Genomic DNA, 15,534 nt, shown 5'->3' on the forward strand with positions numbered 1-15,534 from the left:
TGCCCGGTCATGGTTAATCGTGGCTTAATTTTCCGTGTGCCGGGTTCCGCCGACTTGCACGAATAAGCGGCAGGAGTGCGCAACAGCCACTATCTCATTGTGTCTGGTCATGCGCGGCCGCATCCGCAGGACGTTCGATGCCCCCTAACGGTACAAATTAGGGCGTCATTAGTGATGCTTATGCACGCGCGCCCGATTATTCTGACGAACAACGCGATATCAACCACACTCGTGCAGGCTCAAGGCTTCATAGGCCGAGCCATTGTGATGAGCGTTCTCGAAGACCTGACCGGTGCGACCACGTCGGAACTGTCCGACGAATTGATCTTCCAGATCGCCTCGGCGTCCAGCCCCGAGCAGCGCAAATACGCGGCTGACCTGTTCCGGTATTTCGCCAAACAGCTCGAATTCGAATCTTATCGGCGCGGGCAGCAGAGCATGGCCGTTCCACAGCTTCCGTCGCCGGCCATGATTATCGACGCGACGCCCGAACAGGACGAAGCGCCCACGATCCAGCCGTCGGATGACCCTGGCGATGACCCGTCCGTCGGTCTGATCCCGCCGGTGAGCTGGCAGGATTGACGGCGGCGCGACAGTTTTACGTCAGATCCGTTGCTTCCTACCGATTGGCTTAACCATTCGCAGGCCAAATGAGTCGCGAGTGATTCGAGCGTTGCAATCGTGAAGAGCGGGCGTGCCAGTGAGTGTAGTTATCCCTTTCCCCATGCGTGTAGCGGCCCCCCAGGCCGATGAGTGCGAAATCGATCTGCTGAGCGCCGTCGATCTGGCGATCCGCGATCTCCGCGAAATCTCCCAGACCGCGAACGACATCGCGCAGGCGCGTGCGCGTGAATGCCTGGCCATGCTGGAAAGCGCCTATCACGGTGCGCTGCAGGGCTGACGCATTCTGAGTGCGCCGACAGGAGATCAGCGATGCTGTTTCTGGTGATCTCGAATCCGCGCGCTGATCGTCCGTCCGACATGGCGGCCGCGCGTCAGAGCTTCTGGCCGTGGATGGCGGGGTATCAGGCGTCGGGCATCTGCCAGCACATCTATCCCCGCGTCGGCCGCGGCGTGGTTGCGGTGTTCAAGGTCGAGAGTAACGACGTGCTGCATCGCATCCTCAACGAATGGGCCGATATCATTCCGGCTCAGTTCGAGGTCTATCCGCTGGTCGATCTCGATGCGACCACGGCTCTGCTCGCATCGCAGGTCGCTGCTTCAAAGTAGCGTCGCGAGTTTCAGTTCCCGATCAGCCTTTTCGCGCGGAAACCATCGGTTTGCACCATGGACTCGGCAAATCCGCGTCGCTATATGCGTGATCTCTCCCTTACCAGTATCGGGCACTTTTCATGACGACCACTGACACCGCTGCACCCGTTTCCCAGCCGTTCCAGGCCGAAGTCGCCGAATTGCTGAACCTGATGGTTCACTCGGTCTATTCCGAGACCGACATTTTTCTGCGCGAACTGGTCTCCAATGCGTCCGATGCCTGCGACAAGCTGCGCTATGAGGCGATCGCCAATCCGCAGCTGATCCCCGACGGTCAGTCGCCCAACATCACCATCATTCCGGACAAGGCGGCGGGCACGCTGTCGATCGTCGATACCGGTATCGGCATGGATCGCCAGGAACTGATCGACAACCTAGGGACCATCGCGAAATCCGGCACCAAGTCATTCCTGTCGCGCCTGACCGAAGCCAAGGATGGCTCCAACCTGATCGGCCAATTCGGCGTCGGCTTCTATGCGGCCTTCATGGTGGCGGAGAAGATCGTCGTCACCAGCCACCGTGCCGGTACTCATGACGCCTTCACCTGGACCTCGACCGGCGGTGCCGGTTTCGAGATCGGCCAGGTCAGTGACGGCATGAGCGTGCCGACCGGCACGTCGATCGTGCTGCATCTGAAAGACGACGCGAAGAAATATCTCGAGACCTATGAGATCGAGCGCATTGTCGGCGCCTATTCGGACAACATCCAGTTTCCGATCATGCTCAAGGACGGCGACGCCGAGCCGCGGCAGATCAATTCGGCCAGCGCGCTGTGGCAGCGCTCCAAGTCCGAACTGACGCCGGAGGATTACAGCGCGGCTTACAAGTCCATCGCGCATGCCTATGACGAACCGGCGATGACGCTACATTACCGTGCCGAGGGCCGCTATTCCTATGCGGTGCTGCTGTTCGCGCCATCGCAGAAGCCGTTCGACCTGTTTGAGCCGAACCGCAAGGGCCATGTGAAGCTCTATGTGCGCCGCGTCTTCATCACCAACGATGCGGACCTGTTGCCGTCCTATCTGCGCTTCATCCGCGGCGTCATCGATGCCGAGGATCTGCCGCTGAACCTCTCCCGGGAGATGCTGCAGAACAATCCGCAGCTCGCGCAAATCAGGAAGGCCGTGGCGACCCGCGTGATCGGCGAGCTGGAGACGCTGAGCGAGAAGGATGCCGAGACCTTCACCAAGATCTGGGACGCGTTCGGTCCGGTGATCAAGGAAGGCATCTATGAGGATTTCGAGCGCCGCGAGAAGCTGCTGGCACTGTCGCGTTTCACCACGACCTCGGGCGAGAAGCGTTCGCTGAAGGATTATGTCGCCGACCTGAAGCCGAACCAGACCGAAATCTATTATCTCGCCGGCGACAGCCTCGATCGCCTGAAGTCGAATCCGAAGCTGGAAGCCGCCAAGTCACGCGGCATCGAAGTGTTGCTGTTGACCGACGCGGTCGATGCGTTCTGGAGCTCGGCGCCGCTCGATTTCGACGGCAAGCCGCTGAAGTCGCTGAGCCAGGGCGAGGTCAATCTCGATCTGATCCCGCGCATTGATGAAGACGCGACCAAGGACGAGCTGAAGACCGAGACCGACGAGGCCGGGACCATCGCCGTCATCAAGGATGCGCTCGGCGAGCGCGTTTCGGACGTGAAGGTCTCGACGCGTCTGACCACGTCGGCGTCGTGTCTCGTGGCCGGCGGCGCCGGTCCGGATCGCGAGCTCGAGCGCATGCTGGCGATGCAGAATCGCGGCAGCGTCACCAAGCCGATCCTCGAGATCAATCTGCGCCATCCGCTGGTGGCGAAGATCGCCGGTGCGGACAAAGCGGCGGGCGGCGAGGCGTCCGACATCGCGTTCCTGCTGCTCGAGCAGGCGCAGATCCTCGACGGCGAATTGCCGGAAGATCCGGCCGCGTTTGCGAGCCGTCTCAACCGGTTGGTGCTGCGCGGTTTGTGATCGCCGACCGTTCACGGCGCGGGGCATTCGTCCCCCGCGCTTTTGATGCCAAGGAACTCCACCCATGAGCACTGTCTTCGAGAAACTCATCGCGAAATACGCCGAGCGCGGCGATTTCGAGCGCCTGCAGGGTTATCGGGACGATCGCCTGGCCATCCTGAAGAGCATTCAGGACGGTACATACGAGAAGATGCACCTGATCTCCGACACCGATCCTGTCTCGATGGTCGCGGAGATCGAGCGGGAACTCGCCTGTATCGATGCTGCGCTGAAAAAGCGGATGCAGTGACCGCGCGCGTGCGTTGCAGCAATCGTCGTTGGGCGTGGTCTTGAACTAGCGCAAGGCTGATCTGCACATTTCGGCTAAGTCGAAAGATTATCTGGTTCGTCCCGAGCTTCTCACATAGCGTGCGCCCAAATTAAAAACTTGGGAGGCATTGATGAAGTTTGGACTGTTGTCGACGGCTGCGCTGTGCGGTCTTTTCCTGGCCGCGCCGGCCTCGGCGCAAGGCGTCAAGATCGGCATTCTCAACGATCAGTCCGGTGTCTATGCCGATTACGGCGGCAAATATTCGGTCGAAGCCGCCAAGATGGCGATCGAGGATTTCGGCGGCGAGGTGCTCGGCAAGAAGATCGAACTGGTCACCGCGGACCACCAGAACAAGCCTGATCTCGCCGTCTCGATCGCGCGGCGCTGGTATGACGTCGAAGGCGTCGACATGATCACTGAATTGACCACCTCGTCGGTAGCGCTCGCGGTGCAGGAGCTCTCCAATCAGGAGAAGAAGATCGATATCGTGGTCGGCGCGGCCTCGTCGCGCGTTACCGGCGATGCCTGCACGCCCTATGGCTTCCACTGGTCGTTCGATACACGCGCCTTGGGCGTTGGCACCGGCGGCGCGCTGACCGAAGCTGGCGGCGATACCTGGTTCTTTCTCACGGCAGACTATGCCTTCGGCTATTCGCTGGAGAAGGACACCGGCGACATCGTGAAGGCAAAGGGCGGCAAGGTGCTCGGCGCCGTTCGCCATCCGCTGAACTCGTCTGACTTCTCGTCGTTCCTGCTGCAGGCGCAGGCGTCCAAGGCAAAGGTCATCGGCCTTGCCAATGCCGGCCTCGACACCACCAACGCCGTGAAGCAGGCGGCTGAATTCGGCATCGTCGCCGGCGGCCAGAAGCTCGCCGGTCTCCTGCTGACGCTGGCCGAAGTCAACGGCCTCGGCCTGCAGGCGGCGCAAGGCCTGGTGCTGACGGAATCTTTCTACTGGGATCGCGACGACAAATCGCGTGAGTTCGCCGATCGCTTCTTCAAGCGCACCCAGCGCATGCCGAACATGATCCAGGCCGGCACCTATTCGTCGACGCTGTCTTATCTGAAGGCAGTCAAGGCGGCAGGCACCAAGGACTCCGAAGCTGTCGCGAAGAAGCTGAAGGAACTTCCGGTCGATGACGCCTTCGCCCAGGGCGGCAAGGTGCTCGCCAATGGCCGCATGGTGAAGGACCTCTATCTGTTCGAGGTCAAGAAGCCGTCGGAATCGAAGAAGCCATGGGATTACTACAAGCAGCTCGCCGTGGTGCCCGGCGACAAGGCCTATCCGACCGCGGCCGAGAGCGGATGCCCGCTGACGAAGTAAGCTTCGCTTCCTTAACCTCTCCCCGCTTGCGGGGAGAGGTCGGAGTCGACGCGAAGCGACGGCTCCGGGTGAGGGGCAAGGTACGGCGTTCGCCGCAAGCTCGTATTCGCGGATCGGATGATGATGCGATCAGAGAGTTGGGTGATCGGGTAGGCAGTGTGCCATGCCCCTCACCCGACCGTCTTCGCTGCGCTTCGCCGGTCGACCTCTCCCCGCAAAGGGCGGGGAGAGGTTAGGTAACAGCCTCAATATCCCGTCATTTCCAGATAGCCTGTACCGCTGTGGCTGCCGGTGAAGCTCACCGGCCCTTCCCAATAGGGGAAGCTCGTCGTCATCCAGCTCCTGGTATTCAGCGGCGAGGTCGCGATCTGCAATCCGCGCGATGCGATCGATACCTTCCATGACGTCGGGATCCTGCGGCCGGCGATCTCCGTCATGACCGTCGGCGTCATATCTATAGCGCCTGAGGCAAGCTGTTCGGATTTTCCGTCCGCGGTGATCCAGTTGCCGGCAAAATAATGCGCGCCATCCTTCTGCCGGAGACGAAACAGCATCAGCTTTGCGTTATCGGGCAGATGCAGCGAGAACCAGTCCCAGCCGGTTTGGTCGGAAGCGAGCGGCTGGCTCGAATATTCCCTGTCCATCCAGGCGTGGCCGGTGACGGCAATCTCCTTGCCGTCGATGGTCAGCACGCCCGATGCGGTGAAATAGGGCTGGCTGTAGTAATACGACGCTTGCCCACGTTCCGACTTGCGGCTGAAGCCGTTGTCGCCCTGCAGCACCAGCGGCTGCTGCGCAGTGAGCCGGAGCCGGTAGCTGAAATCCGCTGACGAAGCGGACACGTCGAGCGGCGCAATCGACACGTCGTCGAAGTTCTCAAGCCCACGGATCTCCCATGCATCGATCCATGCCCGGAACGGCGTCGCAGTCACGCCGGCCTGGCCGATGCCGCCGCGGGCAAAGGTTTCTGTCGCATGATGCGACTTTGCAGATGTCACCGCCGCGTGGCCCATCCAGATCTGCGGCGTCGCCCAGCCATCGTCTGGCGCGCCCGCCGCCATCGCCTGACGAAACAGCGTCCACTGCGCGCCATAGGCATTGCCTGATGCATCCGTGAGATTGGCGGTGAGGTACCACCATTCGATGCGATAATCCGGATGCGGGCCGTGATCAGCCGGAAAGGTGAGGGGGCGGCCCGGAACGACAGCCGCAAAACCTTCGGCGTCGCGGCCGAGGCCGGCAAAGCCCTGGGCGAATGCGCGTGAACCGCCGAGGCCGAGCAATGCGGCGGCGCCGATCAAGCTGCGACGTGTGAGCAAGCTATCGCTCATTGGCGAACACTTTCACCAGCGTGGCCGGTTGCATGCGCAGCAGTTTCAGGATCGGTAGCAGAGCTGCGAGCAGCGAGGCCAACATGGCAACGCCGAGCAACTGGACCAGTTGCAGCGGAAACACATGGAACGGAAGTCGCCAGCCAAAGGCCTTCACATTGACGATAGCGATGAGGCACCACGCCACCAGCAGCCCGAGCGGCAGCGCCAGCAGTGAGGTAATCAAGGCAACCGACAGTGTCTTCAACAGCTCGATACCGGCAAGGCGGCGACGTGTGATGCCAATGGCCCAGAGGGGCGCGAGTTGGGGCAGGCGCGAATTGCTCAGCGTGAGCAGGCTGGTGAGCAACGCGACGCCTGCAACGCCAAGCGTAAAGGCATTGAGCGCTGCGGTGACCGCGAAAGTGCGGTTGAAGATTGCCCGTGACTCCGATTTCACCGTCGTCTGATCGGCGAGGTTGCGGCCGTCGAGACCGAAGCGCGTGCGGATGGCGTCGATCAGCCCGGGCACATCCGCAGGTGCGACGCGCAGGCCCATGCGGGTCTGCGAAATGTCAGGGAAATGTCTGACCAGCGCATCGATATTCACGCCGATCTGGCTTTTGGGATTGCCGTAATCCGCATACACGGCAACAACGTCCATCGGCCATGTACCGGTCGGCGTCGGCACGTCCAGACGATCGCCGAGTTTGAGCTTCATGCGCAGCGAGAGTTGTTCGCTGATGAGCGCGCCGTCGCCGGTGCGCACGCGATCCCATGCATCGCTGGTGGAATCCAGCAGCGGCCATTGATCGCGATAGGTGGCGTGATCGGCGAAGCCGAGAAGCTCGATCGGCGCACCGTTGAACTGCACGTCAGTGCGGCTGCCGGGCAGAACTGCCTGCACGTCGGGGCGCGTCTTCAGCCAGGTCTTGATCTCGATTGCCTGCTTCTCGCTTGCCGCATTCAGATAGATCTCGGACGCCAGCCGCCCGTCGAGCCATCCCGTAAAGGTCCGGCTGAAACTCTCCACCATGGTGCCGACGCCGACATTGACGGCGAGCGCCAGCAGCAGCGCCATCAGCGCCAGCGACAGGCCGGAGAGTTGCAGCCGGCTGTCGGCCCAGAACCATGTGACGAGTGGCCGTCGCGTGCTGCGTTCACCGCCGGCAAGGACGATACCGAGGATGACCGGCAATGCGAGCGCTGCGCCGAGCAGCAATGCGGCAAGCACGAAGAAGCCAGCAATCAGTGAATCGCCAAACCAGAGCGCAAGTCCGGCAGCGATGAACACGAGCAATGCGCCCGCGCCTTGCAGCCGCAGCCAGCGATGCTGTGCCTGTTGCCAGGCATAGGGCTGTGCGGTGGCGAGCAAGGGCAGGCGGACAGCTTTCAGCAGGCTCGATGTCGCTGCCAGCAGTGCGCCGATCACGGAAATCGCGAGACCCGCGAACCACCATTCGGGTTTGAGTGTGAGTTGTCCCGGGATCTGCGCGCCATAGAGACCGCGCAGGCTGGCCGCAACGTCGGGCAGCAGCGATGCAGCGATGAAATAGCCGCAGACGAGACCGATGACGCCGGCGATCAGCGCGATGCTGACAAGCTCCAGCACCAGCACGCTGTTGAGCTGCCGCGTCGAGACGCCGCAGGCTCGCAGGGTGCGCAGCATCGGCAGGCGCTGTTCGAAGCCGAGGCCGATGGCCGAATTGACGATGAACAGCCCGACGAAGAAGGATAGCAGGCCGAAGGCGGTGAGATTGAGATGGAAACTGTCGGTGAGACGTTCGAGGTCGGTCTCTGCATCGGGCTGCACCAGCCGCAACCGATCGACGGCGACGCTTTCAAGCGAAGCGCGGGGACCCTTGGCGCTGCCGATCAGCAGGCGCGAGATCTGGTCCGGCATTTTCAGGAGTTTCTGGGCGATGCCGATATCGACCACCAGGACGCCGGGTGCGAGCTGCGGCTGCAGTTTCAACGGCGGCAGCAGGGCTCCGTCATTGAGCGCAGGCGTCGCGCCCTCGGCGAGGCCGAGGCTGGCCAGCGTTTCCGGCGCGACCAGCACCTGCCCGGGCGGTGTGAGAAAGGCCTGCGCGCCGGTCCTGCCGATCTCCGTCGCAGCGCTGGCTTCGACAGGCATGGTCACCGGCTCGATGCCGAGCAGGCGCACGGAGCGGCCGCCGATTTGCACGCGGCCTTCGACGACGGGCGAGACCGGCCAGCCGGCGCGGCGCAGATCGACAAAGAGCTGTTGTGAAAACGCGCCGCCATTGGTTGCGACCAGCATCGGCGTGCGCGTGCCGCCGAAGGCGGCGGCGGCGCGGTCATAGCTGGTGCGCGCCTGCTGGTTGAGCGCCTGTACGCCGCTCCACAATGCGGTGGCGGCGATCAGGCCGATCAGGAGCGTGGCGAACTGCATCGGATGCCGGCGCCAGTGGCTGAGTAGCACCGCAAGGATCCAGAGCGCGCGTCTCACGCGATCAATCCGGCATGAAGGTGGATGCGGCGATCCAGCGTGGCCGCGAGACGCTCGCTATGGGTCACCATCAGGAAACCGCAGCCGGTGCGGGTGACGAGATCGCGCGCCAGTTTCAGCACCTCGTCGGCAGTGTCTTCGTCGAGATTGCCGGTGGGTTCGTCGGCGAGCAGCAGCAGCGGTTTCGAGGCCAGCGCACGACCGATGGCGACGCGTTGCTGCTGGCCGCCGGAGAGTTGTTCGGGATAGCGCTTGAGCAGCGCGCCGAGGCCGAGGCGTTCAGTGAGCTCGTTTTGCCAGGCTGCGTCATGCTTGCCGGAGATGCGCGATTGAAACGCCAGATTGTCTGCCACCGACAGCGACGGGATCAGGTTGAACTGCTGGAACACGAGGCCGAGCTGGTCGCGGCGCAGCGCGGCGCGGGCGGAATCTTGGAGCCCGGTGACGATGATATCGCCGAGTTGGATCTCGCCGCTGTCGGCTTCATCGAGGCCGGCGATCAGATGCAGCAGCGTGCTCTTGCCGCTGCCGGATTCGCCGGTCAGCGCCACGCTCTCGCCTGCGGCAACGCTGAGATCGACGCAGCGCAGAACGTCGACCTGTTCCTGGGCTGAGCGATAGGATTTGGTGAGATGGCGAACCGTGAGCATGCGGCGCCAGCATAGCAGAAGCACATCGCCTGCGCGATGACGCCAGCGTTACCGCTTGCGTTCCGATACCAGCGCCAGCAGCACTGTCGCCGCCATGAAGCAGGCGGACGCGCCGAACACCCAATGGGGCAAGGCATGGTCCATGAACCAGCCGAACAGGATGGGGCTGATGATGCCGCCGAAATTGAAGCCGGTGGAGACGATGCCGAAAGCGCGGCCGGCAGCGCCAGGAGGGGCCGCCTCGCGCACCAGCATGTCGCGCGACGGCGTCAGCACGCCGCCGAGGAAGCCCGCGGTGGTCATGGCTGCGACGATCACCGGCGTCGGCAGCGTGAACACCGCGATGGCACAGATGATGGCGGCATTGATCGTGAAGCACACGGCGGCGACGCGGCTGTGATGCTGGGTGCGATCGGCCAGCCAGCCGCCGGCAAGCACGCCGACGGCGCTGGCGGCGAGGAAAGCCGTGAGCGCGATATTCGCCGATGACAGCGATGTGCCGTAGCCGTTCATCAGCGCGACGATGCCGAAACTGTTGATACCGTTCTGTGACAGCGACAGCAGCGTGAAGAACAGTGTCAGCATCAGGATCGCCGGGGTCATCATGCTGACCTTCGGCGACTCGGCGCCCTTGGCGTCATCGCCATCAGCCATCGCGCCGGCATCGGGAATGCCGACCACGATCAGCATCAGTGCGATCGCCACGCCGATGGCGCCCGCGACGATCAGCGCGCCCTGGCCACCGATACCGACCAGCAGTGCCGCCATCAAGGGAGGCGCGACCGCGCCGCCGACGAAGCCTGCGAATGTATGAATCGAGAATGCGCGGCCCATCTTCGACTCGTCCATATGCGCGGCGAGGATGGCGTAGTCGGCCGGGTGATAGACGCTGTTGGCGAGGCCAAGCAGCGCGGCGCAGATAATCAGCGCGGGGTAGCTCAGCAACAGGCCGAGCGCGATCAGCGCACAGCCGCCGAGCATGACGCCGAGGATCAGGATCTTGCGCGCGCCGATGCGGTCGACGAGATAGCCGATCGGCGCCTGGGTGAGGCCGGAGACGACAGCGAACGTGGTAAGGGCAAAGCCGAGCTCGATATAGCCGACGCCGAGCTTCTCTTTCAGGAAGGGAAACAGCATTGGCAGCACGAAGATGTGGAAGTGACTGACCCAATGCGCAGTGGAAATCGCCGTCAGCGTCCGCGTCGCCGAAGGGACGTGGTCACGCGACGCGAGATGCGAGGTCGAGGCCGGAATATCGACCATATGCGTTTCCACCCAAGGCGGCTGACGGCCGCTTTTTGCAGCCTCGAAAAGGTGCGCTATGCCTACGTTCTCAGCAGGTTAATGTCTATCAGCGCTGCGACATGCAGGTGTTGCGGCCCGTGCAGGGCAGCAGCGGGAAACGCGACCACGGCCCGGGAATGCGACATGATTGAGCATGATGACGAGCAGCCCGAATTTTAAGCCGCTGCGGATCCTGCTGTCGGAAGGCACCAGCACCTCCGCGCGGGAGGCTGTCACCGTGCTCGGCCTCGCCGGCCATGTGGTGGATGTCTGCGATCCCGCCGCTGCCGGGCTGGCGCGGTTCTCGCGATTTGTCCGCATGTATCACCGCTGCCCGGGAATGCGGGAAAATCCCCTGGGCTTCCTGCGGTTCATCGAAGGCCTGCTGGCGACTGGCGACTACGACGTGCTGCTGCCGATCCACGAACAGGGCTTCCTGTTCGCGAAAGTGCAGGAGCGGCTGAGGCCGCTGGCCGGCCTGGCCTTGCCGTCCTTCGCGAGCTATCGGGCGGCGCATAGCAAGGCTGGTTTCAGCCGTATGCTGAACGAGCTTGGATTGCCGCAACCCGAGACCCAGATCGTCGCCGGCGCTGATACGCTTCGTGCTGCAGTCCGTTTTCCCTGCGTCATCAAGACAGCGATCGGCACTGCGAGCCGTGGCGTCTGGATGGTGCGCAATGATGCTGACCTTGCGCTTGCAATGAAAGAGCTCGAGGCCAGCAAAGGCTTTGCCGGCGAAGTGCTGGTGCAGGCCCGTGTCAACGGCGCGACCGAGAAGGCGCAGGGCGTGTTCTGCCGCGGCGAACTGGTCGGCTTCCATGCCTATCGCCAGATCATGGAAGGCGCCGGCGGCGGCGATGCCATCAAGCGCAGCGTGCGGCGTGACCGCGTGCGCGACGATCTCGCCACCATCGGTAGGCATCTCGCCTGGCACGGCGCGCTGTCGATCGACTTCATCATGCCGGACGATGACGGCGGGCCATTCTATATCGACTGCAATCCGCGGCTGGTGGAGCCGATGGCGGCTTATCTGGCCGGCGTTGATCTGGTCGATCTGCTGCTGCGCATCTCGCTTGGCGAGACGCCGGATGTCGCACCGGCGACGCGCGAGGGCGTCGTCACGCATCAGGCCATGCAGGTGCTGCTCGGCGGTGCGCAGCGCGGCGGCGACAGGCGAGATCTGCTATGCATTTGCCGCGATATCTGGTGTCGCCGTGGCGACTATGCCGGCAGCTCCGAAGAGCTCACGCCGGTGCGCATCGACTGGCTCAGCGTAGTGCCGCTGATGATGACTGCGCTGTTGCTGCTGGTGTCGCCGAAGCTGTCGCATGTGCTGGCGAAACGCGGCTGGGGTGCGCATCTGCTCGATGCCGGGACGGTTGCGGCCATCGAAAGCGAGATGTTTTAGTTTCATCCGGCCGCGTTAGAGTTGAATAGTTGCGGCAGACGCGGCCGGCTCCCTCTCCCCGTTCTGCGCGGGGAGAGGGGTGGGGTGAGGGGCGTGGCACCTCAGCCACTGCCATCTCTGCTTCTTCGATTCGATAGGTCTTGTTAGGCGGCAACTGCAGTGCGCCGCCCCTCACCCGGATCACGCGCGATGCGCGCGACCGGACCTCTCCCCGCGCAAGATGCGGGGAGAGGTAAGAGGCGATTGATGTGTATCAATGTGTGCCGCGCTGATCCGGTTATCCAAAAGTGCCCCGCACTTCCGCGAGGCCAACGAAACCCGGGGAGCGCATGACAAAGCTGATGGCTGCATCGTCGTTCGCTGCGCCTTGTGCGAATGCGGCTGCGCAGCCGGGCGGCTTCCTGTCTCATCTGGGCGCCGCCGATCTGCGTCAGTTGATGGCCCTGGGCGAGCGGGTGCCCTACACTTCGCAGGATGTCCTGTTCACGCAGGGAGCGCCGGCCGGCAAGTGCTTGAGCGTGGTCGAGGGTGTGGTCGGTATCTACAGGACCGAATGCGATAATCGTCGCCAGATCACAAGTTTTGCGCTGCCGGGCGACATCCTCGAGATCGCAACGCAGGGGCATCATGAAGTGTCCGCCGCTGCAATCGGTCCTGCAGTGGTCTGGGAAATCCCGCGTGAGAAATTCGCGCAATTCGCCAGTCACCGGCCCTATGTGTTGAACGAGATCGTCGCGCTGATGGCGGCCGAGATCGCCGATGCACATGACAAGATGTTCTCGCTGGGCCGCCGCGTGGCTGAAGAGAAACTGATTGTGTTTCTGACATGCTGGCGTGATCGGCTGGTACGGCTCGGCCGCGCTGTCGATCCGCTTCCGGTGCCGATGAGCCGACGCGATATCGCCGATCATCTCGGCCTCACCGTCGAGACCGTCTGCCGGACGCTGGCCAAGCTCGAACGCCGCGGCGCGATCGAGATTCTGCCGGGCCGGATCCGGTTGCTGGACACCGAAACCGTCGCGGCTTCCGTTCTCGCCTGACGACTCGCGCAGCGAGCAAGCGAGCTTTCCCCGAACTTTGATTTCAATCAATTCACTGAGCGCACCGCCGTGATTGATGGGTGCGTGCTCGGGAAAGAATCATCATGACGAAACAGACTGACAGCGTGAAGTGGATGACGATCGGCGAGTCCGGTCTGACCGTGATCCTCGCGGCCACCGTATTTCTCTCCATCATCGCAGCGGCCAAGGCGGAAGATGCGGCCTATGCCTTTCACGTGACGCTGGCCGGCTTCGCCAGCCTGGCCTCCGTGTTCGTCATCCTCAATCGCTATTTCGAGCGCGGCGCATTGCCACCGCAGGAGATCGACGGGCGGCCGAATTACAATTTCGGGCCGATCAAGTTTGCCGCTGTGGCCTCGGTATTCTGGGGCATCGCCGGCTTCACGGTGGGTCTTCTGATCGCCATGCAGTTGGCGTGGCCGGACCTGAACTTCAATCTGCCCTGGACGAGCTTCGGCCGGCTGCGGCCGTTGCATACGTCGGCGGTGGTGTTCGCCTTCGGCGGCAACGTGCTGATCGCGACGTCCTTCTTCGTGGTGCAGAAGACCTGCCGCACGCGGCTCGCCGGCGATCTCGCGCCATGGTTCGTGGTGCTGGGCTACAACTTCTTCATCGTCATTGCCGGCACCGGCTATCTGCTCGGCGTCACGCAATCCAAGGAATACGCCGAACCGGAATGGTATGCCGATCTCTGGCTGACCATCGTCTGGGTGACTTATCTGCTGGTGTTCCTGATGACGCTCGTGAAGCGCAAGGAACCGCATATCTTCGTCGCCAACTGGTTCTATCTCGCCTTCATTATCACCATCGCGGTGCTGCATCTCGGCAATAACCCGGCGCTGCCCGTCTCGGTCTTCGGCTCCAAGTCCTATGTCGCCTGGGCCGGCGTGCAGGATGCCATGTTCCAGTGGTGGTACGGCCACAACGCGGTAGGCTTCTTCCTCACCGCCGGCTTCCTCGCTATCATGTATTACTTCATTCCGAAGCGCGCCGAGCGGCCGGTCTATTCCTATCGGCTGTCGATCGTGCACTTCTGGGCGATCATCTTCCTCTATATCTGGGCCGGTCCGCATCACCTGCATTATTCGGCGCTGCCCGACTGGACGCAGACGCTCGGCATGACCTTCTCGATCATGCTGTGGATGCCCTCCTGGGGCGGCATGATCAACGGCCTTATGACGCTGTCCGGCGCATGGGACAAGCTGCGCACCGATCCAGTGCTGCGCATGCTGGTGGTGTCGGTGGCGTTCTACGGCATGGCGACCTTCGAGGGTCCGCTGATGTCCATCAAGGTGGTCAATTCGCTCAGCCACTATACCGACTGGACCATCGGTCACGTGCATTCCGGCGCGCTCGGCTGGGTCGGCTTCGTCTCCTTTGGCGCGCTGTACTGCCTGGTGCCGTGGCTGTGGAATCGCAAGCAGCTCTACAGCCTGAAGCTGGTCGAGTGGCACTTCTGGATCGCGACGCTCGGCATCGTTCTCTACATCTCGGCGATGTGGGTGTCGGGCATCCTGCAGGGGCTGATGTGGCGTGCCTACACGTCGCTGGGCTTCCTCGAATATTCCTTCATCGAAAGCGTCGAAGCGATGCACCCGTTCTACATCATCCGTGCAGCGGGCGGCGGGCTGTTCCTGATCGGTGCGCTGATCATGGCCTGGAATTTGTGGATGACCGTGCGCGTCGGCGAAGCGGAAGAGGGCGCGCTGTCGAGCCCTGGCGCCACGTTGCAGCCGGCTGAGTGAGGATCAATTATGTCGTTCTGGAGTCGGCACCAAATCTTCGAGAAGAACTCGATCGTCTTGATCGTGGGTATCATCCTCGTCATCGCCATCGGTGGCATCGTCGAGATTGCGCCTTTGTTCTATCTCAAGAGCACCATCGAAGCCGTCGAGGGCATGCGGCCCTATACACCGCTCGAACTCGCCGGGCGCAACGTCTATGTCCGTGAGGGCTGCTATCTCTGTCATTCGCAGATGGTGCGGCCGCTGCGTGACGAGGTCGAACGCTATGGGCACTATTCGCTCGCGGCGGAGAGCATGTATGACCATCCGTTCCAGTGGGGCTCGAAGCGCACCGGTCCGGATCTCGCGCGTGTCGGCGCGAAATATTCCGATGAATGGCACGTCACGCATCTGAGCAATCCGCGCGCCATCGTGCCGCAATCGGTGATGCCGTCCTACAAGTTCCTGGCCGAGACGCCTGTCAGCACCGAGAACGTCGCCGATCATCTGCGCACCAACCGCGCGGTGGGTGTGCCCTATACGGACGATCAGATCACCAATGCGGTGGCGGACCTGAAGATCCAGGCCGATCCCGACAATGGCGATACCGACGCGCTGCTCAAGCGCTATCCGAAATCGGTGGCACGTAACTTCGATGGCAAGCCGGGGCTGCCCACCGAGATGGACGCACTGGTCGCCTATCTGCAGATGCTGGGCACGCTGGTCGATTTCAAACTCTACAACGAAAAAGCAAACCTCCGCTGAG

The 15,534-nt window shown here is 62.6% G+C and carries 14 protein-coding genes; 10 read left to right on the plus strand and 4 right to left on the minus strand.

The window, feature by feature from the left end; all coding sequences use genetic code 11:
• Positions 1-267 precede the first annotated feature (267 nt).
• From LPB73_RS27670 to LPB73_RS27695, 6 genes are all read left to right on the plus strand, one after another.
• Positions 268-582: a hypothetical protein gene (locus LPB73_RS27670; RefSeq protein WP_089267817.1), complete on the plus strand. Its 315-nt coding sequence runs from the start codon at positions 268-270 to the stop codon at positions 580-582.
• Between the two features lie 142 nt (positions 583-724).
• A complete protein-coding gene (locus tag LPB73_RS27675; RefSeq protein WP_210269243.1) occupies positions 725-901 on the plus strand; it encodes a hypothetical protein in 177 nt (58 codons plus the stop codon).
• Positions 902-933: 32 nt separating this feature from the next.
• Positions 934-1,230 carry a DUF3303 family protein gene (locus LPB73_RS27680; RefSeq protein WP_089267815.1) on the plus strand — a complete coding sequence of 99 codons (297 nt, stop codon included), beginning with the start codon at positions 934-936 and terminating at the stop codon, positions 1,228-1,230.
• 122 nt (positions 1,231-1,352) lie between these two features.
• Positions 1,353-3,224: a molecular chaperone HtpG gene (htpG, locus tag LPB73_RS27685; protein ID WP_231078856.1), complete on the plus strand. Its 1,872-nt coding sequence runs from the start codon at positions 1,353-1,355 to the stop codon at positions 3,222-3,224.
• Between the two features lie 64 nt (positions 3,225-3,288).
• Positions 3,289-3,513 (plus strand): hypothetical protein, encoded by a 225-nt coding sequence (locus tag LPB73_RS27690; RefSeq protein ID WP_089267813.1) that lies wholly within the window; start codon positions 3,289-3,291, stop codon positions 3,511-3,513.
• Between the two features lie 151 nt (positions 3,514-3,664).
• Entirely contained in the window at positions 3,665-4,858 is a 1,194-nt protein-coding gene (locus tag LPB73_RS27695; RefSeq protein WP_089267812.1) for an ABC transporter substrate-binding protein, read from the plus strand.
• A 245-nt stretch (positions 4,859-5,103) separates the two neighbouring features.
• Here the strand turns inward: LPB73_RS27695 and LPB73_RS27700 are convergent, their stop codons facing one another.
• From LPB73_RS27700 to LPB73_RS27715, 4 genes are read right to left on the minus strand one after another with little or no spacing between them, the layout of a single operon-like run.
• Entirely contained in the window at positions 5,104-6,189 is a 1,086-nt protein-coding gene (locus LPB73_RS27700; protein WP_120287439.1) for a lipocalin-like domain-containing protein, read from the minus strand.
• Positions 6,179-8,641 (minus strand): FtsX-like permease family protein, encoded by a 2,463-nt coding sequence (locus LPB73_RS27705; RefSeq protein ID WP_231078857.1) that lies wholly within the window; start codon positions 8,639-8,641, stop codon positions 6,179-6,181. The genes LPB73_RS27700 and LPB73_RS27705 overlap by 11 nt, the downstream gene beginning before the upstream one ends.
• Positions 8,638-9,291 carry an ABC transporter ATP-binding protein gene (locus LPB73_RS27710; protein WP_231078858.1) on the minus strand — a complete coding sequence of 218 codons (654 nt, stop codon included), beginning with the start codon at positions 9,289-9,291 and terminating at the stop codon, positions 8,638-8,640. The genes LPB73_RS27705 and LPB73_RS27710 overlap by 4 nt, the downstream gene beginning before the upstream one ends.
• A gap of 48 nt (positions 9,292-9,339) precedes the next feature.
• Entirely contained in the window at positions 9,340-10,554 is a 1,215-nt protein-coding gene (locus LPB73_RS27715; RefSeq protein WP_231078859.1) for an MFS transporter, read from the minus strand.
• Between the two features lie 175 nt (positions 10,555-10,729).
• Here LPB73_RS27715 and LPB73_RS27720 point away from each other — a divergent pair, with 175 nt between their 5' ends.
• The 4 genes from LPB73_RS27720 to ccoO all read left to right on the plus strand — a co-directional run bounded on the left by LPB73_RS27720 (position 10,730) and on the right by ccoO (position 15,533).
• On the plus strand, positions 10,730-11,983 hold the full coding sequence (locus LPB73_RS27720) for an ATP-grasp domain-containing protein (RefSeq protein WP_231078860.1): 1,254 nt from the start codon (positions 10,730-10,732) through the stop codon (positions 11,981-11,983).
• A 329-nt stretch (positions 11,984-12,312) separates the two neighbouring features.
• Entirely contained in the window at positions 12,313-13,023 is a 711-nt protein-coding gene (locus tag LPB73_RS27725; RefSeq protein WP_175368130.1) for a Crp/Fnr family transcriptional regulator, read from the plus strand.
• A gap of 134 nt (positions 13,024-13,157) precedes the next feature.
• The gene (gene ccoN, locus LPB73_RS27730) at positions 13,158-14,789 is read left to right on the plus strand and encodes a cytochrome-c oxidase, cbb3-type subunit I (protein ID WP_175368156.1); all 1,632 of its coding nucleotides are present in this window, start codon (positions 13,158-13,160) and stop codon (positions 14,787-14,789) included.
• Between the two features lie 9 nt (positions 14,790-14,798).
• The gene (ccoO, locus tag LPB73_RS27735; protein WP_231078861.1) at positions 14,799-15,533 is read left to right on the plus strand and encodes a cytochrome-c oxidase, cbb3-type subunit II; all 735 of its coding nucleotides are present in this window, start codon (positions 14,799-14,801) and stop codon (positions 15,531-15,533) included.
• Position 15,534: the final 1 nt, after the last annotated feature.

Origin of the sequence: Tardiphaga sp. 37S4 (assembly GCF_021044645.1) — a bacterium.
GTDB lineage: Bacteria > Pseudomonadota > Alphaproteobacteria > Rhizobiales > Xanthobacteraceae > Tardiphaga > Tardiphaga robiniae.